Annotated in this window: 15 protein-coding genes; 7 read left to right on the top strand and 8 right to left on the bottom strand. The window is 70.7% G+C overall.

Features of this window, described 5'->3' with window-relative positions:
* Positions 1–200: 200 nt before the first annotated feature.
* Positions 201–1,403 (top strand): MFS transporter, encoded by a 1,203-nt coding sequence (locus EX20_RS25205; protein WP_034195267.1) that lies wholly within the window; start codon positions 201–203, stop codon positions 1,401–1,403.
* 126 nt (positions 1,404–1,529) lie between these two features.
* Here EX20_RS25205 and EX20_RS25200 read toward each other — a convergent pair whose 3' ends face one another.
* From EX20_RS25200 to cobA, 7 genes are all read right to left on the bottom strand, one after another.
* Complete coding sequence (locus tag EX20_RS25200) at positions 1,530–2,228, bottom strand: fumarylacetoacetate hydrolase family protein (RefSeq protein ID WP_034195109.1); 699 nt, start codon at positions 2,226–2,228, stop codon at positions 1,530–1,532.
* Positions 2,229–2,356: 128 nt separating this feature from the next.
* Complete coding sequence (locus EX20_RS25195) at positions 2,357–3,325, bottom strand: helix-turn-helix transcriptional regulator (protein WP_014724805.1); 969 nt, start codon at positions 3,323–3,325, stop codon at positions 2,357–2,359.
* A 132-nt stretch (positions 3,326–3,457) separates the two neighbouring features.
* Complete coding sequence (locus EX20_RS25190) at positions 3,458–4,240, bottom strand: YkgJ family cysteine cluster protein (protein WP_034195266.1); 783 nt, start codon at positions 4,238–4,240, stop codon at positions 3,458–3,460.
* Positions 4,241–4,301: 61 nt separating this feature from the next.
* Positions 4,302–4,907 (bottom strand): uracil-DNA glycosylase family protein, encoded by a 606-nt coding sequence (locus tag EX20_RS25185; RefSeq protein ID WP_034195108.1) that lies wholly within the window; start codon positions 4,905–4,907, stop codon positions 4,302–4,304.
* Between the two features lie 112 nt (positions 4,908–5,019).
* Complete coding sequence (locus EX20_RS25180; protein WP_034195265.1) at positions 5,020–6,063, bottom strand: CmpA/NrtA family ABC transporter substrate-binding protein; 1,044 nt, start codon at positions 6,061–6,063, stop codon at positions 5,020–5,022.
* Between the two features lie 5 nt (positions 6,064–6,068).
* On the bottom strand, positions 6,069–6,662 hold the full coding sequence (locus tag EX20_RS25175) for an ANTAR domain-containing response regulator (RefSeq protein WP_011882325.1): 594 nt from the start codon (positions 6,660–6,662) through the stop codon (positions 6,069–6,071).
* 178 nt (positions 6,663–6,840) lie between these two features.
* On the bottom strand, positions 6,841–7,611 hold the full coding sequence (cobA, locus tag EX20_RS25170; RefSeq protein WP_034195107.1) for a uroporphyrinogen-III C-methyltransferase: 771 nt from the start codon (positions 7,609–7,611) through the stop codon (positions 6,841–6,843).
* Positions 7,612–8,282: 671 nt separating this feature from the next.
* Here cobA and EX20_RS25165 point away from each other — a divergent pair.
* The 6 genes from EX20_RS25165 to EX20_RS25140 all read left to right on the top strand — a co-directional run bounded on the left by EX20_RS25165 (position 8,283) and on the right by EX20_RS25140 (position 21,209).
* Positions 8,283–9,608 carry an MFS transporter gene (locus EX20_RS25165; RefSeq protein WP_011882322.1) on the top strand — a complete coding sequence of 442 codons (1,326 nt, stop codon included), beginning with the start codon at positions 8,283–8,285 and terminating at the stop codon, positions 9,606–9,608.
* A gap of 21 nt (positions 9,609–9,629) precedes the next feature.
* A complete protein-coding gene (gene nirB, locus EX20_RS25160; protein WP_034195106.1) occupies positions 9,630–12,203 on the top strand; it encodes a nitrite reductase large subunit NirB in 2,574 nt (857 codons plus the stop codon).
* A gap of 37 nt (positions 12,204–12,240) precedes the next feature.
* On the top strand, positions 12,241–12,588 hold the full coding sequence (gene nirD, locus EX20_RS25155; protein ID WP_014724812.1) for a nitrite reductase small subunit NirD: 348 nt from the start codon (positions 12,241–12,243) through the stop codon (positions 12,586–12,588).
* A gap of 16 nt (positions 12,589–12,604) precedes the next feature.
* Entirely contained in the window at positions 12,605–16,813 is a 4,209-nt protein-coding gene (locus EX20_RS25150) for a bifunctional nitrate reductase/sulfite reductase flavoprotein subunit alpha (protein ID WP_034195105.1), read from the top strand.
* A 524-nt stretch (positions 16,814–17,337) separates the two neighbouring features.
* Positions 17,338–19,932: a bifunctional lysylphosphatidylglycerol flippase/synthetase MprF gene (gene mprF, locus EX20_RS25145; protein ID WP_011882318.1), complete on the top strand. Its 2,595-nt coding sequence runs from the start codon at positions 17,338–17,340 to the stop codon at positions 19,930–19,932.
* Entirely contained in the window at positions 19,929–21,209 is a 1,281-nt protein-coding gene (locus EX20_RS25140; protein WP_034195104.1) for a virulence factor family protein, read from the top strand. Before mprF ends, EX20_RS25140 begins: the two co-directional genes overlap by 4 nt.
* 179 nt (positions 21,210–21,388) lie before the next feature.
* Here EX20_RS25140 and EX20_RS25135 read toward each other — a convergent pair whose 3' ends face one another.
* Positions 21,389–22,822: an aminotransferase-like domain-containing protein gene (locus EX20_RS25135; protein ID WP_034195264.1), complete on the bottom strand. Its 1,434-nt coding sequence runs from the start codon at positions 22,820–22,822 to the stop codon at positions 21,389–21,391.
* Between the last annotated feature and the right edge of the window lie 121 nt (positions 22,823–22,943).

The following is a 22,943-nucleotide window of genomic DNA, read 5'->3' as shown; positions in this document are numbered from 1 at the left end:
ACTAACATCGTTCGACATCGCTGCCCGCGATTCGGGCATTCGGAGCCATACGGAATGAACGCGGCAATCTTTTTCGTAGTAGTACACAGGCGCAGGGTCCGGTAGCGGCATCGCGCCGGCACCCATGCGCCCCCGACTTGCTCGGGGGCTTTTTTTGCATCGCGCACGGCCGCACGGCGCATGTGCGGGAGGGCATCCACTTGCAACCAGACCTGTCGAACGCTTCGGCCGCCGCGGCGCCGCGATATGCGACGTTGATCGCGCTGTGCGTGCTCTCGGTGCTGCCGTTGAGCTTGTTTCTGCCGTCGTTGCCCGCGATCGCGCGCGAACTGCGCGCCGACTACGCGCTGGTCGCCCTTTCCGTCGCCGGCTACGCGGCCGTCGCCGCAGCGCTGGAGTTCGTCATGGGGCCGCTGTCCGACCGGTTCGGGCGCCGGCCCATCGTGCTGCTGAGCGTAGGGGCGTTCACGTTCGGCTCGCTCGGTTGTGCGCTCGCAACCGACATTCGCGTGTTTCTCGCTTGCCGTCTGCTGCAGGCCGCGATTACGTCCGTCTACCCGGTGTCGATGGCGACGATTCGCGACACCGGCGGGGGCGAGCATGCGGCCGGGCGGATCGGCTATGCGGCGATGGCGGCGGCGTTCGCGCCGATGATCGGGCCGACGCTGGGCGGCGTGCTCGATCAGACCGTCGGCTGGCGCGCGAGCTTCGGGCTGCTCGCCGCAGCCGGCATTGCGCTGCTCGGCTGGTGTGCGGCCGATCTCGTCGAGACGCATTCGCCCCACGTCCGGACGCTCGCGCAACAGCTGCGCGCGTATCCGGCACTGCTGCGCGCGCGTCGGTTCTGGGCCTATGCGCTTTGCATGGCGTTTTCCACCGGCGCGTTCTATGCGTTCCTGGCCGGTGCGCCGCTCGCCGCCAAAGTGGTGTTCGGTATCCCGCCCGTGCAAATCGGCTTGTGCATGGGTGTGGTCACGGCCGGCTTCATATGCGGCAGCTTCGTCGCTGCGCGACGCGCACACCGGCATGCGCTTGCGACGACGATCCTGTGCGGGCGCGCGGTCGCCTGCATGGGGCCGGCGATCGCGCTTGCATTGTTGCTCGGCGGCGTGACGCATCCGCTTGCATGGTTCGGCCCGTGCGTCTTGATCGGCGTCGGAAACGGGCTGTCGAATCCGGCGGCGCACGCGGGCGCGATGGCGGTACGGCCGGATCTGGCGGGCAGCGCATCGGGGCTGGCCGGCGCCGCGACCATCGCCGGCGGCGCCGCGCTCGCGTCGTTGACCGGCGCCGTCCTGACCACCGGCAATGCGGCGTATGCGCCGCTCGCGATGATGTCGCTGTCGACGCTCATCGCGTTGGCGGCGGCAATGTGCATCCGGGCCTTCGATGCCCGCGCGTGAGTCATGTGCGCCGCCGCGCGCGGCCGGCGCGCCGATCGGGCGCAATGTGCGCGCCGTGCCGACCGGAGCCAAACGACGCGACGCGCAGCCGTTCCCGCCGGCGCCCGCGCATTGCCACTACAGCCGTTACGGCTTCGCGCCGACCACGAACTCGAACGTCGCGACGCCGTCCACCCCGCCCGTCACGCGATCGCCCGGCTGCAGCGCGCCCACGCCGGCCGGCGTGCCGGTGAAGATCAGGTCGCCGGCCTTCAACGCGACCGAGCGCGACACGTAGGCGATCACGTCGGGCACGGCCCAGATCATGTCGGCGAGATCGCCTTGCTGACGCGTGTCGCCGTTCACCGCGAGCCAGATCCGCCCGCTCGCCGGGTGGCCGGTCGCGCTCGCGGCGCGCAGCGGGCTCATCGGCCCCGACGCGTCGAAGCCCTTCGCCCAGTCCCACGGGCGGCCCAGCTTCTTGGCTTCGGCCTGCAGGTCGCGACGCGTGAGGTCGACGCCGACGCCGTAACCCCACACGTGCGACAGCGCGTCGGCCGGCTCGATCGAGCGGCCGTCCTTGCCGATCGCGACGACCAGCTCGATCTCGTGATGGAGGTCGTTCGTCAGCGGCGGATACGGGACGGTGCCGACGGCCGGCACGACCGCATCGGCCGGCTTCGTGAAGAAGAACGGCGGTTCGCGGTCGGGATCGGCGCCCATTTCCCGCGCGTGGTCGGCGTAGTTGCGGCCCACGCAGAACACGCGGCGTACCGGAAAGCGCGCGGACGATTGATCGACTTCGACGGAAGGACGCTCGGGAGCGTCGATGACGTATGCGGACATCGGATGGCCTCGTTCGAATGGAAGACGGATACCGGCCGCCACCCGACGGCGGCGGCCCGGCATGCCTGCAACGATACCGGAGCGCCGCGCGCCGCGATGCGACGCAACTGCGCTTTAACCGGACAAATCTACGCGTCCGCGGCCGGCGCCGCGTCGGTTGCATCGGCCGCATCGGCCGCGCCGACTGCATCGGGCAGCGCGGCGTTCGCGTCGCGGTACGCCTTCGGCGACACGCCGACGCGCGCGCGAAAGCGCCGCGCGAAATACCCTTCGTCGCGGAAGCCGACTGCACGGGCGATGTCCGCGATGCGCCGGCTCGTATGCGCGAGCAGCGATTGCGCGAGCGCGATCCGGCGCTCGGTCACCAGATCGGTGAAGGTGCTGCCGGTCTCCTTGCGCACCAGATGCGCGAGGTAGTTCGGCGACAGGAACGCGGCCTCGGCGGTGGCCGCAAGCGTCAGATCTTCGCGCGTGAGGTTGGCGCGCACATGGCGCAGCACGCGTGCGAGCGCGTCGCGCCGGCCCGCGCGCTGGGCGCCGCGCTGCGCGAGCTTGTCGAGCGCGCCGGCGTACTGCGTGCAGACGAGCCCGATCAGCTGCAGCAGATAGCCGCGCAGCAGCGTGGTCGACCCGAAGGTGCGGACCCGGTCGGCGTCGAGCATGCACAGCGCGAGGCGGCGTGCTTCGTCGAACGCGTCGCCGGTCAGGATGAAGTCGAGATGCTCCTGGAAGCGAAACGGCGTCAGTTCGGGGACGCGGTGCGCGGGCACGTCCTCGAGATCGAGCGGATCGACGTCGAGATCGGTGCGCAGGAACGCCTGGCTGAAGTTGATCACGATGAAGTGAGCGCCTTCCGGATGCGGAATCAGGTGTTCGCGATGCGGCAGCACGAACGCGAGCGCGCCGCGCGGAAACGGCCGCGTGACGCCGCCGATCCGCTGCTCGGTGTCGCCGCCGAGATTGAACTGGATCTGGAAGTAGGTGTGCCGGTGCGGTTCGGTGATCGCCTGGCGCGACGCCTGGTCGCGGATGTAGAAATCGAGCCGGTCGCTGCGTTCGGGCATCCCGTACAGGCGCGGCGGGGCGGAGGAGGGCATGAAGAATTCGGCTGGTCGAGACGCGGTTGAGCCGCGATGGTACAGCGAACCGGGCGCCGCCGGAATCGGCGGGCGCCGGGCGACGGCTCCGCGGGGCGGCTCGACGCTTCGCGCCTCGCTGCACCGGATCGGCTATGCGTCCGGATGGAAGCCGAGATAGCGCACGCACGGGCCGGCAAGCGCGGCGGCGCTGCGGCTCGCCGCGCCCACCGCCGCGAGCGCGTCGATCGTGGCGGTGCGATTCGACGTCAGCGTCCACGCCGCCGCTTGCGCGTCGTCGGCGGCCGGCGCCGCGCGCACGGCCGTCAGCGCGGCGAGCAGCGCATCCGCGGGCGGCGCATGAACCGCGAAGCCCTCGTTCGCGACGGCCGCCGTATCGATGCCGAGCATCTCGCACAGCCGCGCCCGCAGCGGCGTCTCGGTCTCGCTCGCCGTTCGCGAACGTGCGACGTGCTCGGCCGTCGCCGCGTCGACGAGCGTGCCGCCGCGGAGCAGCGGCGCCTGCTGCCATGCGTCCGACGGGCATTGCTTGCCGGGCGGCGCGAGCGGCACGAACGGGTTGATTTCGGCCGGGTAGATGCGGCATACGAGCGGCCGATCGTCGTAGATCCCGCAGCGGAGGTCGTCGCGCAGGTTGGGGCACGGCCCGGCATGCGATGCGACGAGCACGGCCGTCACACGCAGCGGCAGCGTGCCGCTCGAGGCGGGCGTCGAGCGCGCCCGCTTGTACGCGGCGAACGCGTTGCCGGCCTCGGGCTCCTCGAGCCACGGCATCGCGTCGCACAGCAGTTCGACGTGGCCGCCGCGGCGCAGCCACGCGATCGCTTCGTCGATCGTCAACGGAATGCGCAGGTCGCGGCAGCAGCCGCCGCAGCCGGTGCACGCGAAATCGAGGTCGGCCGGCGTGTCGTTCATGCGCATGTGTCGGGTGCCGCGTTCAAGCGGGAAAGGATGGCGCCGCAGCCGGCGGCCCGGTTCATGCGTCGCGCGCCAGCAGCGGCGCGACGCGCCGGCGCAGCTCGGGCACGACCTCGGCGTCGAACCACGGATGATGCTTGAGCCATCCCTGGCTGCGCGGCGACGGATGCGGCAGCGGCAGCACACCGGGCCCGTAGTCGCGCCACGCTTGCACGGTGTCGGTCAGCGTCGCCTTGCGCGCGTCGCGCAGAAAATGCCGCTGCGCATACTGGCCGATCAGCAGCGTCAGCCGGATCGACGGCAATTCGGCCAGCAGCCGGTCGAGCCACAGCGCCGCGCATTCCGGCCGCGGCGGGTTGTCGCCGCTCGCGCCGCGGCCGGGATAGCAGAACCCCATCGGCACGATCGCGAAGCGCGTCTCGTCGTAGAACGTGTCGGCATCGACGCCGAGCCAGTCGCGCAGCCGCTTGCCGCTCGCGTCGTCCCACGGGATGCCGCTCGCATGGACGCGCGCGCCGGGAGCCTGGCCGACGATCAGCACGCGCGCGTCGCGATGGGCGCGCAGCACCGGGCGCGGCCCGAGCGGCAGCTCGGCTTCGCATGTGCGGCACGCGCGGATTTCGGTGAGCAGCACGTCGAGCGACGTGCGCGTTCGTTTCGGCATCGATTCGGGAACGGGGACGGAGTGTCGATACGGGTACAGCGGTACGGGCATTGGGCGCCCGCGCATCGCGCTGGGCGGCGGGCCGGCCGCCGCCGCATCTCCGCGGAGGGAGTCAGCGGCCGGCCGTACCGTCGTCGGCGACGGCAGCATCATACAACGCCGTCTGCGCGAGCGCCGCGGCGATCTGCGCGTCGTCCTGCGTGCCCTCGAGCATGCCCCAGCGCCGGTATTGCGACAGGAACCACCGCGCCTCCTGCGGATCCGGCCGGTTCACGCCGCCGCCATCGTGGAAACGGATCGGCAGCGGCGGCTGCGCGAACGGGCCGGCGCCGTAGTCGCCGAGCAGGCGCGGCGCGATCAGGCGGGCCGGCACGCCGAGCGCGTCGGGCAACGCGAGCCAGTCGGCGGCGTCGCGGCGGTGCGCCGGGTCGTCGAGCCACGCGCACGCATCGACGACGGTGCGGATCAGCGCGCGCGCGGTCGCCGGATACAGCGCGACGAAATCGCGCCGCGTCGCCAGCACCTTCTCCGGATGATCGGGCCAGATCTCGCTGGTGACGGCGATGGTGCGGCCCGCGCCGCAGGCCTCGGCCACCGCGTGCCACGGCTCGCCGGCGCAGAAGCCGTCGAGTTCGCCGCCCGCGAGCGCGGCGACCATCTCGGGCGGCGGGATCACGACGCTGCGCACGTCGCGCAGCGGATCGACGCCGTGCGACGCGAGCCAGTGGTTCAGCCACATCGCGTGCGTGCCGGTCGGGAAGGTCTGCGCGAGCAGCGGCTTGCGGCCGAGCGTCGCGAACGCGGCGCGGACGTCGCCGCTGGCGCGGTAGGCGTCGGCGAGGCCGCGCGCGAACGTGATCGCCTGGCCGTTGCGGTTCAGCACCATCAGCGCGGCCATGTCGGCCTGCGGGCCGCCGATGCCGAGCTGCAGCCCGCAGACGAGCCCGTACAGCGCGTGCGCGGCGTCGAGTTCGCCGCTCAGCAGCTTGTCGCGCACGGCGGCCCACGACGGCTGGCGGTGCAGCTCGAGCGTCAGCCCGTGGCGCGCGCCGAAATTCAGGCGCTGCGCGACGATCAGCGGGGCCGCATCGCTCAACGCGACGAAACCGAGACGAAGATGCGCGCGTTCGGGCGCGGCGGGAATCGGAGGGTTCATGGTGGTCATTGTGAAGGCGCGTCGAGCAGTTGCCGCGCGACGTCGACGATGCGCAGCCCCTGATCCATCGCGCGCTTGCGCAGCTGCGCGTAAGCATCGTGTTCGGACAGGCTGCGCCTGTCCATCAGCAGGCGTTTCGCGCGATCGATCAGCTTGCGTTCGGCCAGCTCGCGCTCGACGTCGGCGAGCCGGCGACGCAGCGCATCGTCGTGGGAGAAGCGCGCGAGCGCGACTTCGAGAATCGGCGCGAGGCGCTCGGCCGACAGCCCTTCGACCAGATAGGCGCTGACGCCGGCGCCGACGGCCGCATGAATCAGCGCCTGGTCGGCGTCGTGGCTGAACATCAGCACGGGGCGCGGCGCGGTCGCATGCATCACGGCCAGTTGCTCGAGCGTGTCGCGCGACGGCGAATCGGTATCGATGATCACGACGTCGGGGCGCTGCTCTTCGACGGCGGCAGGCAGGCGCGCCGGCGTCGCGACGTCGTTGAGCATCTCGTAGCCGAGGCGTGCGAGCGCGTCGCCGAGCTCGCCGATCGGCTTGTCGGTATCGGTGACGAGCAGCACGCGCAGGCGGGCGGGCGGAACGGACGAACTCATGACGCGAACGGGGACGGACGGGCTTCGGTGCAACGGTTGAATGGATCAGCCGACGTGCGCGCGGAACTCGCCGCAGCGGACGCGTCGAGCGCGTCGGGCAAGCCGCACCGGCAGCCGGCGCGAGCGCGCCTGCCGTGAGCGCAATGGTGATGCGGACGATGCCGCGCGGCGCAGCCCATCACGCGGCCCACGACATCGGTGCGGCTGCGGTGTCGGGATCGGTGTCGGTGCGCTGCGCGCACGCTGCACCGATCGCGCCGCCCACGAGGATCACGGCCGGGCTGCCGAGCCGCGCGTCGTCGATGCCGCGCGCGAGGCCGCCGAGCGTGCCGGTCCAGCGGCGTTCGTGCGGCGTGCCGGCCCATTGCACGGCGGCGGCCGGCGTCGCGGCGGGCAGCGCGGCGAGCAGGCCCGTCGCGATGCTGTCGACGCGGCTCATGCCCATATAGATCGCGAGCGTGGTGCCGGTGGCCGCCAGCGCGGCCCAGTCGGGCTCGCCGTGATCCTGGCGGTGCGCGGTGACGAACGTGACGCCCTGGCAATGTTCGCGGTGCGTGAGCGAGATGCCGAGGCTCGCGGCGGCCGCGAACCCCGACGAGATGCCGTTGACGATCTCGACCGGGATCGCGGCGGCGCGCAGCGTCGCGAGCTCCTCGCCGGCGCGGCCGAACAGCAGTGCGTCGCCGCCTTTCACGCGCACGACGTGCGCGCCGCGCAGCGCGTAGCGACGCATCAGTTTCTCGATGAACGCCTGCGGCGTGGAGCGGCAGCCGCCGCGCTTGCCGACGCGGATCACGCGCGCCTGCGGCGCAAGCTCGACGATGCCCGGCGCGACGAGATCGTCGAGCAGCAGCACGTCGGCGGCGGCCAGCGCCTTCGCGGCCTTCAGGGTGAGCAGATCGGGGTCGCCGGGCCCGGCGCCCAGCAGCGTGACTTTTCCAGTCGTCATGTCGTGTTCCTGTGCCGCATGCGGCGGCGATAACGCGTTGTTGCTCGCGGCGGCGGGCGGTCGAGGCGACCACGGCGTCCCGCCGTGCCGAGCACGGGCTGGACGCCGTTGTCCACGTCGGTTCTGCCGGCCCCGCCTGGATCGGCCGGGACGGCATGGGGGAAAGACCGCCCACCGGCGCCGTTGCCGGTGTCGATAACGGATTCAGCAATAAACGGGCCAAGCGTCGCGTCGCGGCCCGCGCCCGCGGCGACGTGCGGCGCACGACGCCAGCGTGGCACGCGAACGCATGCACTCGCATGCGGCGGCGCCCCGCATGCGATGCCCGCACCACGTGCATCGCGACGCACCGGCACGCACCGCGAAGTCGCACGGCGATAGTGCTGCAGCGCACCACATCTGTGCCGCGATGCCTCCCGACATATCGCGGCCGATTCCGCGCAAGACGGCCGACGGCGCCCGGCGAGCCTTGTACGACAGGGCGCTCGCGGAGATTTCGGGTGGCATGGCACGCCGCTTGCGTTAGCTGGCTCGGGCGAATCAACGGCGATTCGTCCGCAGTACCGAATACTGACGCGCCCGGCAACGGGCTTCATGGGCAACGGCGTCCTACACATCGGGTCTCGACGAGATCGGATGTGCAGGACGCCGTTTTTCGTTTGGCGGATGACATGACCGACAAAGCTACCCGTATCGATCTCTTCAGCTTCCGCAGCGCGCCGATGCGTGCGTTCCACATGACGTGGATGGCGTTTTTCGTGTGCTTCTTCGCGTGGTTCGCGTGTGCGCCGTTGATGCCGCTGATCTCGCGCGAATTCCATCTCACCGCGGCGCAGGTCGCGAACATCAACATCGCCGCGGTGGCCGCGACCATCGCGGTGCGGCTGCTGGTCGGCCCGCTGTGCGACCGCTTCGGCCCGCGCCGCGTGTACGTCGGGCTGCTGCTGCTCGGCGCGATTCCCGTGTTCGCGGTGTCGTTCGTGCACGACTACCTGTCGTTCCTGATCTGCCGGCTCGGCATCGGCGCGATCGGCGCCGGCTTCGTGATCACGCAGTACCACACGTCGGTGATGTTCGCGCCGAACGTGGTCGGCACCGCGAACGCGACGACGGCCGGCTGGGGCAACGCGGGCGCAGGCGCGACGCAGGCGATGATGCCGCTGCTCGTCGCGGCCGGCCTGCTGCTCGGCTTCGGCGACGACGCGTCGTGGCGCATCGCGCTCGTCGTGCCGGGCATCGCGATGCTCGCGATGGCGTGGGCGTACTGGCGCTTCACGCAGGACTGCCCGCAAGGCGACTTCGTCGCGCTGCGCAAGCAGGGCGTGACGGTCGACAGCGGCAAGAAGGGCGGCTGGGCGAGCTTCTTCGCCGCGTGCGGCAACTATCGCGTGTGGATGCTGTTCGTCACCTACGGCGCGTGTTTCGGCGTCGAGGTGTTCATCCACAACATCGCCGCGCTGTACTACGTCGACCACTTCAAGCTGTCGCTGAAGGACGCCGGCTTCGCGGTCGGCCTGTTCGGGCTGCTCGCGCTGTTCGCCCGCGCGCTCGGCGGCTGGCTGTCGGACCGGATCGCCGCGCGGCGCAGCCTCGACGTGCGCGCGACGCTGCTGTGCGCGCTGATCATCGGCGAAGGGCTCGGGCTCTTGTGGTTCTCGCATGCGCAAGGCATCGGCATGGCGCTCGTCGCGATGCTGACGTTCGGCCTCTTCACGCACATGGCGTGCGGCGCGACCTATGCGCTCGTGCCGTTCATCGACCGCCGCGCGCTCGGCGGCGTCGCGGGGATCGTCGGCGCGGGCGGCAACGTCGGCGCGGTGGCCGCGGCGTTCCTGCTGAAGGGCGTCGGCGACGTGCAGCACGCGCTGAGCCTGCTCGGGCTCGTCGTCACCGCGACGGCGCTGTGCGCGATGGCCGTGCGCTTCAGCGCAGAACACAAGGCACGCGAGGCCGAGCTGCGCGACCGCGCGCTGGCCACCGCGAATGCCGCGAACTGATCGACCGAGGGAAACGTCATCATGAAACTGATCGTCATCGGCCACGGGATGGTCGGCCACAAGCTGCTCGAATGCCTCGCCGCGCAAGCGGACGCGGCCGGCACGCTGCAGGTCACGGTGCTCGGCGAGGAGCCGCGCCCGGCGTACGACCGCGTGCACCTGTCGGAATTCTTCGCGGGCAAGTCGGCCGACGACCTGTCGCTGGTCGAGCCCGGCTTCTTCGAACGGCATCGGCAGTTCGACCTGCGGTTGAACGCGCGCGTCGCGTCGATCGACCGCGACGCGCATACGGTCACGCTCGCATCCGGCGCAACGCTCGCGTACGACAAGCTGGTGCTCGCGACCGGCTCGCGGCCGTTCGTGCCGCCGGTGCCCGGCCACGAGCGTGACGGCTGCTTCGTGTACCGGACCATCGAGGATCTCGAAGCGATGCAGGCGCGCGGCGCGCACGCGACGCGCGGCGTGGTGGTCGGCGGCGGGCTGCTCGGCCTCGAATGCGCGAAGGCGTTGCGCGACATGGGGCTCGACACGCACGTCGTCGAATTCGCGCCGCGGCTGATGGCGGTGCAGGTCGACGACGGCGGCGGCCGGATGCTGCGCGCGAAGATCGAGTCGCTCGGCGTGACCGTGCATACGGGCAAGAACACGCTGGAGATCGTCGACGGCGAGCAGCACGCGCACCGGATGGCGTTCGCCGACGGCTCGCATCTCGATGCCGACATGATCGTGTTCTCGGCCGGCATCCGCGCGCGCGACGAACTCGCGCGCGCATGCGGCCTCGAGATCGGCCCGCGCGGCGGCGTCACGATCGACGACGTATGCCGCACGAGCGACGCCGACATCTATGCGATCGGCGAGTGCGCGGCGTGGAACGGCATGGTGTACGGCCTCGTCGCGCCCGGCTACGACATGGCGCGCGTGGTGGCGAAGCAGCTGGGCGGCAAGATGACCGATGCGGCCGATGCCGCATTCGCTGGCGCCGACATGAGCACCAAGCTGAAGCTGATGGGCGTCGACGTGGCGAGCATCGGCGACGCGCACGGCGCGACGGCCGGCAGCCGCACCTACCAGTACGCGGACGAGCGCCGCCAGGTCTACAAGAAGCTGGTGGTGTCCGACTGCGGCAAGTTCCTGCACGGCGCGGTGATGGTGGGCGATGCGACGGAATACGGCACGCTGCTGCAGATGATGCTGAACCGCATCGAGCTGCCGGCGCAGCCCGAGTTCCTGATCCTGCCGTCGTCGGACGGCGCGGCGAAGCCCGCGCTCGGCGTCGACGCGCTGCCGGACGGCGCGCAGATCTGCTCGTGCAACAACGTGTCGAAGTCGCAGATCTGCGCGGCGGTGGCCGACGGCGCGACGAGCCTCGGCGCGCTGAAGTCGTGCACGGGCGCGGGTACGTCGTGCGGCGGCTGCGTGCCGCTCGTCACGCAGATCATGAAGGCCGAGATGAAGAAGCAGGGCCTCGCGGTCAACAACCATCTGTGCGAGCACTTCGCGCATTCGCGCCAGGAGCTGTTCCATCTGATCCGCGTCGAGCGCATCACGACGTTCGACGAACTGCTGCACAAGCACGGTCGCGGCCTCGGCTGCGACGTGTGCAAGCCGGCCGTCGCCGGCATCCTCGCATCGTGCTTCAACGAGTTCGTGCTGAAGAAGGAGCATGCCGGGCTGCAAGACTCGAACGACTACTACCTCGCGAACATCCAGCGCGACGGCACGTACTCGGTCGTGCCGCGCATGGCGGGCGGCGAGGTGACGCCGGAAGGGCTGATCGCCGTCGGCCAGGTCGCGAAGAAGTACGGCCTGTACACCAAGATCACCGGCGGCCAGCGCGTCGACCTGTTCGGCGCGCGCGTCGAACAGCTGCCGTCGATCTGGGAGGAGCTGATCGCGGCCGGCTTCGAATCGGGCCACGCCTACGGCAAGGCGGTGCGCACGGTGAAGTCGTGCGTCGGCTCGACGTGGTGCCGCTACGGCGTCGACGATTCGGTCGGCCTCGCGATCGACATCGAAAACCGCTACAAGGGCCTGCGCGCGCCGCACAAGATCAAGTTCGGCGTATCGGGCTGCACGCGCGAATGCGCGGAAGCGCAGGGCAAGGACGTCGGCATCATCGCGACCGAGAAGGGCTGGAACCTGTACGTATGCGGCAACGGTGGGATGAAGCCGCGCCATGCCGAGCTGCTCGCCTCCGACCTCGATCGCGCCACGCTGATCCGCTACATCGACCGCTTCCTGATGTTCTACGTGCGCACCGCCGACCGGCTGCAGCGCACCAGCGTGTGGCGCGACAACCTCGAAGGCGGGCTCGACTACCTGATCGATGTGGTCGTGCACGACCGGCTCGGGATCGCGGCCGAGCTCGAGGCCGACATGCAGCACGTGGTCGACACCTACGAATGCGAATGGAAGAAGGCCGTCACCGATCCCGAGACGCGCAAGCGCTTCCGCCACTTCGTGAACAGCGATGCGCCCGACACGACCATCGCGTTCGTCGAGACGCGCGGCCAGATCCGCCCCGCGACGCCCGACGAGCGCCCCGGCGGCAAGCCGGTCGCGATCCCGGTCGTCGCGGAACCCGCCACCGTCTGAGCTGGCCGACGCCAGCGCCTCATTCAAGGAGCCCATCATGAACGATCGTCTTCCGCTGTCCTGGACCCGCGTATGCCCGCTCGACGACATCGTGCCGAACACGGGCGTATGCGCGCTCGTCAACGGCGAGCAGGTCGCCGTGTTCCACGTCGCGCACGCCGAAGCCGGCGGCGTGTTCGCGATCGACAACGTCGATCCGGTGTCGCAGGCCGCGGTGATGTCGCGCGGGTTGATCGGCAGCCTAGGCGAGCGCATCGTCGTCGCGTCGCCGTTGTACAAGCAGCATTTCGATCTGCGGACCGGCGAATGCCTCGAAGCACCCGACAAATCGGTGAGCGCCTATCCGTCGCGGGTCGAGGACGGTTTCGTGTGGATCGCCGCCTGAACGTCACGGAGCACGCATGAGCGCCACCCCCGTCAAGAGCGTGTGCCCGTACTGCGGCGTCGGCTGCGGCATGGTGCTGCACGTCGAGGATGACGAAGTCGTCAAGGTGTCCGGCGACTCCGAGCATCCGACCAACTTCGGGCGGCTGTGCACGAAGGGCTCGTCCGCGCACGTCGCGCTGCGCCGCTCCGGGCGGCTCGATCGCGCGTTCGTGCGGCGCGCCCGCGAGGACGACCTCGTCCCGTTGCCGGCCCGCGACGCGATCGCCGAGACGGCGCGCCGGCTGCGCGCGGTGCTCGACGCGCACGGGCCGGACGCGCTGTCATTCTATGTGTCGGGGCAGATGTCGATCGAGGCGCAGTACCTCGTGAACAAGCTCGCGAAGGGCTTCGTCGGCACCAACAACATCGAGTCGAACTCGCGGCTGTGCATGGCGAGCGCGAGCACCGGCTACAAGCAGTCGCTGGGCGCGGACGGTCCGCCCGGTTCGTACCAGGATTTCGATCGCGCGAACCTGTTCTTCGTGATCGGCGCGAACATGGCCGACTGCCATCCCATCTTGTTCCTGCGGATGATGGATCGCGTGAAGGCCGGCGCGAAGCTGATCGTCGTCGATCCGCGCCGCACCGGCACGGCCGACAAGGCCGACCTGTTCCTGCAGATCCGGCCCGGCACCGATCTCGCGCTGCTCAACGGGCTGCTGCATCTGCTGCACGCGAACGGCCGCACCGACGCCGCGTTCATCGACGCGCATACCGAGGGCTGGGACGCGATGCCCGCGTTCCTCGCCGACTACACGCCGGAGCGCGTCGCCGAGATCACCGGCCTTGCGCCGGACGACCTCCGCACGGCCGCGCAGTGGATCGGCGATGCGCCGGAATGGACGAGCTGCTGGACGATGGGGCTCAACCAGAGCACGCACGGCGTGTGGAACACCAATGCGATCTGCAACCTGCATCTCGCGACCGGCACGATCTGCCGGCCCGGCAGCGGGCCGTTCTCGCTGACCGGCCAGCCGAACGCGATGGGCGGCCGCGAGATGGGCTACATGGGCGCCGGCCTGCCGGGCCAGCGCTCGGTGGCGTCCGACGACGACCGCCGGTTCGTCGAAAACCTGTGGCGCGTGCCGGCCGGCACGCTGCGCCAGGAGACCGGCAGCGGCACGGTCGACCTGTTCGAGCGGATGGCGGCCGGCGACATCAAGGCGTGCTGGATCATCTGCACGAACCCGGTCGCGACGGTGCCGAACCGGCAGAACGTGATCGCGGGGCTGCAGGCGGCGGAGCTGGTGATCGCGCAGGACGCGTTCCTCGACACCGAAACCAACCGTTATGCGGACATCCTGCTGCCCGGCGCGCTGTGGGCCGAGGGCGACGGCGTGATGGTCAACTCCGAGCGCAACCTGACGCTGATGCGCGCGGCGGTGGCGCCGCCGGGCGACGCGCTGCCGGACTGGCGCATCGTCGCGGAAGTCGCGCGCGCGATGGGCTTCGGCGCGGCGTTCGACTATGCGTCGGCGGCCGACGTGTTCGACGAGATCGTGCGGTTTTCGAACCCGGCGACCGGCTACGACCTGCGCGGCGCGAGCCATGCGGCGCTGCGCGACGGGCCGGTGCAATGGCCGGTTGCGCCGGGCGCCGCGCGCGAGCGGCATCCGATCCGCTATCTGAACGACGGCGTGAGCCAGACGCCGCGGCCCGCGGCCGACGGCGGCGCCGCGCCGCGCATCGCGTTCCCGACGCCGTCGGGCCGCGCGCGCTTCTTCGCGCGGCCGCACGTCGCGCCGGCCGAGCTGCCCGACGACACCTTCCCGATCGTGCTGAACACCGGCCGCCTGCAGCATCAGTGGCACACGATGACGAAGACGGGCAAGGTCGCGATGCTGAACAAGCTGAACCCGCGTCCGTTCGTCGAACTTCATCCGGACGATGCGCGCGCGCTCGGCATCGCCGCGAAGGACAGCGTCGAGATCCGCTCGGCGCGCGGCCGCGCGGTGCTGCCGGCCGTCGTGACCGAACGCGTGCTGCGCGGCAACTGCTTCGCGCCGATGCACTGGAACGACGTGTACGGCGACGAGCTGTGCATCAACGCGGTGACGAACGACGCGATCGACGCGGAATCGCAGCAACCCGAACTGAAATACTGCGCGGTCGCATTGACGCGCGCGGACACCAACGCGTTCGCGCCCGCCGACGACGACACGGCGCGCCTCGATGCGGCCGCAGCCGATGCCGCCCACGCAGCCGCCGCAGCCGATGCTCAGGCTGCGCCGGTATCGCTCGCGGCTTCACAGGAATCCGACATGGCAGACCTCGACACTTTCGCGGCGGCGCTCGGCGTGGCCGATCTCGCGCCGCCGCCGCTCTCCGACGCGGAGCGCCTGTACGTGGCCGGCCTCGTCGGCGGGCTGCGGGCGAGCGCGGGCCGCCGCGACGGCGGCGTGCCGGTGCTGCCGGCCGGCGCGCCGCTCACGCCGCCGGTGCGCTACTGGCTCGACGGGATGCTCGCGGGGCTGTTCAGCCGCTCGGCGCCCGCACCCGCGACGGAACGCGCGGCGCCCGCGCTGCCGGCCGACGCGGCCGCGCCGGGCGGCGTGCGCATCGTGCGCACGCGGCCGAAGGTGACGCTGCTGTGGGCGTCGCAGACCGGCAACATCGAATCGTTGACCGAGGATTACGCGACGCAACTGATGAACGCCGGCTTCGAGATCCGCACCGCGTGCATGTCCGATTACCCGGTCGCGTCGCTGGCGAGCGCGCAGTATGTGCTGCTGATGACCAGCACGTTCGGCGACGGCGACGCGCCCGACAACGGCAGCGAGTTCTGGGATGCACTGCAGGCGGCCGGCGCCCCGCGCGTGGAAGGCATGCAGTTCGCGGTCCTCGCGTTCGGCGATCGCAACTACGACCAGTTTTGCGGCCACGGCCGCCGGCTCGACGCGCGGCTCGCGGAACTCGGCGCGACGCGGCTGTGTGCGCGCGTCGATTGCGACGTCGAGTTCCAGCGCGACGCGGACCAATGGCTCGAGCGCGTGGTGGCGCGGATCAAGGAGGCCGACGCGGCGCTGCACGCGGTGCCGAGCGCCGGCGCGAGCGCGTCGGGGCTGCTGCCGAGCAAGGCGCATCCGGCGCCGTCGAAGCTCGTCGCGAACCTGCGGCTGAACCGGCCGGGCGCGGCGAAGGACACGCGCTACGTGTCGCTGTCGACCGAAGGCGCGAACCTCGAATACGAGGCCGGCGACGCGCTCGGCGTGTGGCCGACCAACTGCCCGGAACTGGTGGACGAGCTGCTGGCCGTCACCGCGTTGAAGGCCGACACGCCGGTGTCGGTGGCGGGCGTCGGCGACGTGCGCCTGGCCGATGCGCTGGCGCGCCACTTCGACATCACGCGCCCGCATCCGGACACGCTCGCGTTCATCGCGTCGCGCAGCGCGAACGGCGCGCTCAAGGCGCTGCTCGGCGACGATCGCAAGGCGGACCTCAAGCAGTGGTTGTGGGGGCAACAGCTGGCCGACGTGCTGCACGAGTTTCCGGTCGAGCTGTCGGGCATGGAACTGGTCGGCATGCTCAAGCGCCTGCAGCCGCGGCTGTATTCGATCGCGTCGAGCCCGAGCGCGCATCGCGGCGAGATCCATCTGACGGTATCGGCCGTGCGCTATCACAACGGACGGCGCGCGCGCAAAGGCGTCGCGTCGACGTTCCTCGCCGATCGCGCGGACGACGGCCGCGTGCCCGTGTTCGTGCAGAAGTCCGCGCATTTCCGGCCGCCGGTCAACGGCGACGTGCCGGTCGTGATGGTCGGCCCCGGCACCGGCGTCGCGCCGTTCCGCGGCTTCCTGCACGAGCGGCAGGCGCGCGGCGCGCGCGGGCGCAACTGGCTGTTCTTCGGCGAGCAGCACGCGCAGACCGACTTCTATTACGGCGACGAGCTGAGCGCGATGCGCGACAGCGGCTTCCTCACGCGGCTCGATCTGGCGTTCTCGCGCGACCAGGCCGACAAGATCTACGTGCAGGACCGGATGCGCGAACACGGCGCGGAGCTGTACAGCTGGCTCGAGGACGGCGCGCATTTCTACGTGTGCGGCGACGCCGCGCGGATGGCCAAGGACGTCGATACCGCGCTGAAGGCAGTGGTGGCCGAACACGGCGGAATGTCGGACGAAGCCGCGAACGACTACGTCGCGCGGCTCGCGAAGGCGCGGCGGTACGTGCGGGACGTGTATTGAGCGGGTGGGGCGGCGTTCGCGCTTCTCCATCGCACGCGCGGCGGTCGCGTCGAGTGCCGTCGGTCGTGCGAGCCGCATCGACGTCACCGTCGGCGTCGGCCGCCTGCGCTCAAGGGTGCGCCGGCTTGGCGCGGGATACGCGCTGCGTCGTGCCGAGCGCTTCGCGCCCCGTTTTCCGCCGGCCGCGTCGCCGCACCGACGCCGCTCGCGGACCCAGCCGCCGGCAAGAATCTCCCGCCGCACACCCCTCCCGGTATTCTCCTGATGAAAACCCCGCCCGCTTCCCGGTATGATTCGCAGCGCGCGCATTCTTTTTACGGATTTTTGATGCGCGTGGCGTGTCCAACCCGCCCGACGCCAAATCGAAACATTCTGTAATGTAAATTCCGTATACTCGTAATTTCTGACCCAGGCGTCGCCTGCCATCGTCTCAGGCGGACCGCCCATGCAGAACAACCAGCCAGATTCGTCGCCGCCCGGCCGTCCCGCGCCGCGACTTGCTATGCACCACCACTGAACAACCTATGTCTTCCCGCCACCCTGGGCCGCCCGGCCGTGCCGCGGCGGCGATCGCCCGTGTCTCGGCGCTGTTGCGCAACGAGCGCGTGCTGTCCCCGCTGCTCGCGCTCGGCATCGGCCTGCTGCTGATCGTGGTCTTCCAGCACCTGTCGCAATCCGTCGACTATCGGTCGGTGATCCGTCAACTGCGTCAAATGTCCGCCCGCGAATGGGGCGCGTCGCTGGCCGCGACGGCATTCAGCTATCTCGCGCTCGTCGCGCGGGACGCGGTCGGCCTGCGCTACGTCGGCGCCGCGGTGCCGCGTGCGGCGCTGTGGACCGGCGCGATCGCCGGCTCCGCGCTCGGCAATGCGACCGGCTTCGGCGCGCTGACGGGCGGCGCGGTGCGCGCGCGCGTGTACGGCGTGTCGGGCGTCACGCCCGCGCAGATCGGTCGCATGACGGTCTTCACCAGCGGCACGCTCGCGCTCGCGCTGGTGCTGATGACGGCACTCGGGATGGTCTGCGTGCCGCAGACGCTCGCCGCGATGCTGCACGTCGCGCCGGCCGTGCCGACGTGGAGCGGCGCGGCGCTGCTCGCGGCGCTGGCTGCGATGACGGCGATGTGCGGCCGCACCGCGCGACCGGTCGTCACGCGCTTCAAATGGCTGTCGTTCGACGTGCCGGCGCGGCGCGACCTCGTCGCCCAGGTCGTGTATGCGGTGCTCGACGTCGTGGCCGCGGGCCTGACGCTGTGGGTGCTGCTGCCGGCCGCGCCGGTCGGCTTCCCGACCTTCATCACCGTGTACGCGGCCGCGCTGCTGCTCGGCATGATCGGCCACACGCCGGGCGGGATCGGCGTGTTCGAGGCCGCGATGGTCTTCACGCTGGGCCGCGAAGTGCCCGCCCATGCGATGGTCGCCGCGCTGATCGCGTACCGCGCGATCTACTTCGGCGTGCCGCTCGTGCTGTCGGCCGGCCTGCTGGCCGGTTTCGAAGGCCGTGCGCTGCGCCACCGGCTCGTGTCGCGGCAGGCCGCGCGCGTGTCGCAGCTCGCGCCGCTGTTCCTGAGCCTCGTGACGTTCGCGGTCGGCGGGATGCTGGTGATTTCGAGCGCGACCCCGGCGTTCTGGCATCGGATCGCGATCCTGCGCAACATCGTGCCGCTGTGGGTGCTCGAGGGTTCGCAGGTGATCTGCAGCGTGCTGGGCGTCGCGTTGCTGTTCGTCGCGCGCGGGCTGCTGCGCCGGCTCGACGGCGCATGGTGGATGACTTTCGCGCTGACGCTCGCGAGCCTCGCGCTGTCGCTCGCGAAGGGGCTCGCCTTCGTCGAAGCCGGCGTGCTCGGCACGCTGCTCGTGCTGCTGCTGGTGAGCCGCCGCCGCTTCAACCGGCATTCGTCGCTGCTGGCCGAACGCTTCACGGTGAGCTGGTTCGTGTCGGTGACGATGGTGCTGATCCTCGCCGTGTGGGTGCTGTGCTTCGCGTTCCGCGACGTGCCGTACACGCGCGACCTGTGGTCGCATTTCTCGTTCGACGCGCGCGCGCCGCGCGCGTTGCGGGCGACGCTCGCGGCCGGCGTGTTCGTCGCGATGTTCGCGTTGTGGCAATTGCTGCGGCCGGCGCCCGGCCGTTTCGTGAAGCCGGCCGCGCAGGACCTGCTCGACGCCGAGCAGATCATCCGCGCGCAGGAATGCAGCGACGCGGGCCTCGCGCTGATGGGCGACAAGTCGTTCCTGTTCTCCGAGTCGCGCCGCGCGTTCCTGATGTATGCGAAGAACGGCCGCACCTGGGCCGCGCTGCACGACCCGGTCGGGCCGCGCGAGGAATGGCCGGCGCTGATCAGCAAGTTCATCGCGCTCGCACACGCGCACAGCGGCCGCGCCGCGTTCTACCAGGTGCGCGCCAACGCGCTGCCGCTGTATCTCGACGCGGGCCTCACGCTGATGAAGCTCGGCGAGGAAGCACACATTGCGCTCGACCGGTTCGACCTGAAGGGCTCGAACCGCTCGCACCTGCGCTATGCGCTGCGCCGCGGCGAGAAGGACGCACTGTCGGTCGAGGTGATCGCGCCGCACGACGTGCCGGCCGCGCTGCCGGCGCTGCGCGACATCTCCGACGGCTGGCTCGACAGCCGCGACGCACGCGAGAAGAGCTTCTCGGTGGCCGCGTTCCACGACGGCTATCTGGCGACGCAGTCGGTGATGCTGGTGCGCCAGGCCGACAAGCCGATCGCATTCGTCACGTTCATGACGACCGACCTCAACACCGAGGCGACCGTCGGCGTGATGCGCCATCTGCCGGAGGCGTCGCCGTATGCGATGGAGTATCTGTTTACGCAGCTCGCGCTGCATCTGAAGGAAGCGGGTTTCCTCAAGCTGAGCCTCGGCATCGCGCCGTTCTCGGGCATGGGGGCGGCGAAGATGCCGTCGCCGTGGCACCGGTTCGGACTGATGGTGTGGCGCTTCGGCGGCCGCTTCTACAACTTCCGTGGCTTGCGTGCGTTCAAGAGCAAGTTCGAGCCGCACTGGGAGCCGCGCTATCTGGCGGCCTCGGGCTCGGTCGGCGTGTTCGTCACGCTCGCGGATCTGTCCCTGCTGGCTGGAGGTCGGCGTTCATGATGTTGAAGAAGGGTATCGCGCAGACGGCAATCGTCTGCGCGGCAATGATGCTGGCCGGCGCCGCGAGCGCCGCACAACCTGTCGCGGCGAAGCCGGAAACCGTCTCCGGCGGCCGCTACGGCCCGGTGACCGTCACGAAGCCGAGCGGCCCGCTGCGCGGCTTCGTCGTGCTGTTCTCGCGCGAGCGCGGCTGGGGCGCGGCCGACCAGCAGGCGGCCGATGCGCTCGCGCAAGCGGGCGCGATGACGGTCGGCGTGGATTCGGAGCGCTACGCGGCCAATCTCGCCGCGAAGCAGGAGACCTGTCACCACCTCGACGGCGACGCCGAGGCGGTCAGCCACCAGCTCGAGCGCCTCGCGCAATCGGCACGCTATTACACGCCGATCGTCGCGGGCGTCGGGCAGGGCGGCGCGATCGCCCGGCAGATCCTGTCGATGGCGCCGGAGAACACCATCGCCGGCGTCGTGTCGGTCGAGCCGGCCGCGAAGCTCGATGTGCGCTTCAAGCCGTGCCCGCCCGATCCGACGATCGTGCGGCGCGCGATGCCGGGCTTCGTCGAAACGGCCGCCGCCGGCGACACCGCGAAGCTCGTGTCGCTCGTCACGGCCCATCTGCACGACACCAGCAGCAGCGATGAACTCGACGTCTCGGACCTGCCGCTCGTCGAGCTGCCGGCCAAGGGCGGCAGCGATCGCCTCGCGATCGTGATCTCGGGCGACGGCGGCTGGCGCGATCTCGACAAGACGATCGCCGAGGCGCTGCAGCGCGACGGCGTGTCGGTGGTCGGCATCGACAGCCTGCGCTATTTCTGGAGCGAGAAGCCGCCCGCGCAGGTGAGCCGCGACCTCGCGCGCGTGATGCGCACCTACACGGCGCGCTGGCATGCGAGCCGCGTCGCGCTGGTCGGCTACTCGTTCGGCGCGGACGTGATGCCGTTCGCCTACAACCGGCTGCCGGCCGAGCTGCGCGAGAAGGTCGCGGTGATGGCGTTGCTCGGCTTCGCGCCGGCCGCGGATTTCCAGATCCGCGTGACGGGCTGGCTCGGGATGCCGGCGAGCGACAAGGCGCTGAAGGTCGCGCCGGAAATCGCGAAGGTGCCGCCGCAGCTCGTGCAGTGCTTCTACGGCGCCGAAGAGAAGGACACGATGTGCCCGGCGCTCGTCAATACCGGCGCCGACGTGATCAAGACCGGCGGCGATCATCACTTCGGCCACGACTACATCGCGCTCGAGAAGAAGATCCTCGGCGGGTTCGGCAAGCCGGTGCCGGCGCGCTGATCGGCGGCGCCCGCGTCGCGGCGGGCGCGGCACGCAGGATGAGCGGAACGGGCGGCCTGAGGGTCGCCCGTTTTCATTGGTGGGCGGGGTGGCCGCCGTGCTCACGCGTCGAGGGAGCGAAGGGCTTGCACCGCACCGCACCGCGTACGTGCGCCGCCTGCACGGCGTGCGCGTGACGCTCAGCCGGCCTTGCGCACCGACGGTTCGGCGACGAGCTCGCCGAGCACGCGAATCGCTGCCTCGATGTCGCTGCTCCACGGATGGCCGAAATTCACGCGCACGCAGCGCTCGAAGCCGTGCGCGGCCGAGAACAGCGGCCCCGGCGCGAAGCTGATGCCGCGCGCCATCGCCTGCCGATGCAGCTCCATCGCGTCGATCGCGTCGGGAAACGACAGCCACAGAAAATAGCCGCCGTCGGGCCGCGTCCATTCGACGCCGGCCGGCAGCCAGCGCCGCAGTGCGTCGTCCATGCGCGCGAGCTGCGCGTGCAGCGCGCCGCGCAGCTTGCGCAGATGACGATCGTAGCCGCCGTGCTCCAGATAGTTCGCGATGCCGGCCTGCGCCGGAATGCTGGCCGACAGCGTGGTCATCAGCTTGAGCCGCTGCACCCGTTGCGCGAAGCGGCCGGCCGCGGCCCAGCCGATCCGGTAGCCGGGCGCGAGCGTCTTCGAGAACGAGCTGCAATGCATCACGAGGCCGTGCCGGTCGAACGCACGCGCGGGCAGCGGATAGTCGGGGCCGAAATGCAGCTCGCCGTACACGTCGTCTTCGATCAGCGGCACGTCGCGCGCGGCGAGCATGTCGACCAGCGCGCGCTTTTTGTCTGCTGACAGCGTGACGCCGGTCGGGTTCTGGAAATTGGTCATGAACCAGCACGCGCGGATGTCGTGCTGGGCGAGCGCGTTCGCGAGCGCGTCGAGATCGAGGCCCGTGCGCGGATCGACCGGAATCTCGACCGCGCGCAGGTCGAGCCGCTCGATCGCCTGCAGCGCCGCATAGAAGCCGGGCGATTCGACGGCCACCACGTCGCCGGGCCGCGTGACGGCCATCAGGCACAGGTTCAGCGCCTCGAGCGCGCCGTTCGTGACGACGATCTCGTCGACGGGCTGCGCGATGCCGGTCGCGAGATAGCGCCGCGCGATCTGCCGGCGCAACGCCTCGTTGCCGGGCGGCAGGTCGACGACCGTGCTCCACGGACTCACGAGCCGCGTCGCGTGCGCCAGCGACCTCGCGAGGCGCGGCAGCGGGAACAGTTGCGGCGCCGGAAACGCGGAGCCGAGCGGCACGATGCCGGGCTGCGTCGCGGCGTCGAGCACCGAGAACACCAGATCGCTGATATCGACCTTGCGCGTGGCGCCCGCGCGTTGCGCGCCGTCTTGCGCGGGCGGCTGCGCCGCGGCGGCCGCACCGGGCGCGACGTAATAACCGGAACGTTCACGTGCGCGAATCAAGCCCCACTGCTCGAGCAGGTAATACGCGCGGAACACCGTCGACTGGCTCACGCCGTGCTGCGCGATGATCTGGCGCAGCGACGGCAGGCGCGTGCCGGCCGCGAGGTTGCCGTCGCGGATTTCGTCGGCGATCGTATGGGCGAGGGTTTCGTAGCGTTTCATCGGTACGGGCGCGGGCAGGGTGTCGCCGTGCAGGTGCGCCGATGCGGCGCGGCATCGGCGCGCCATTGTCCGATGCCCGGCCCGAAAAGGAAAGCGCGTGAGCAGCCGCGTCCATCGTTCC

It is taken from the genome of Burkholderia sp. WP42 (assembly GCF_000745665.1).
In the GTDB taxonomy this organism is placed as follows: domain Bacteria; phylum Pseudomonadota; class Gammaproteobacteria; order Burkholderiales; family Burkholderiaceae; genus Burkholderia; species Burkholderia vietnamiensis.
The sequence above is the reverse complement of the archived record's forward strand: the minus strand, read 5'-3'. Positions and strand labels throughout refer to the sequence as shown.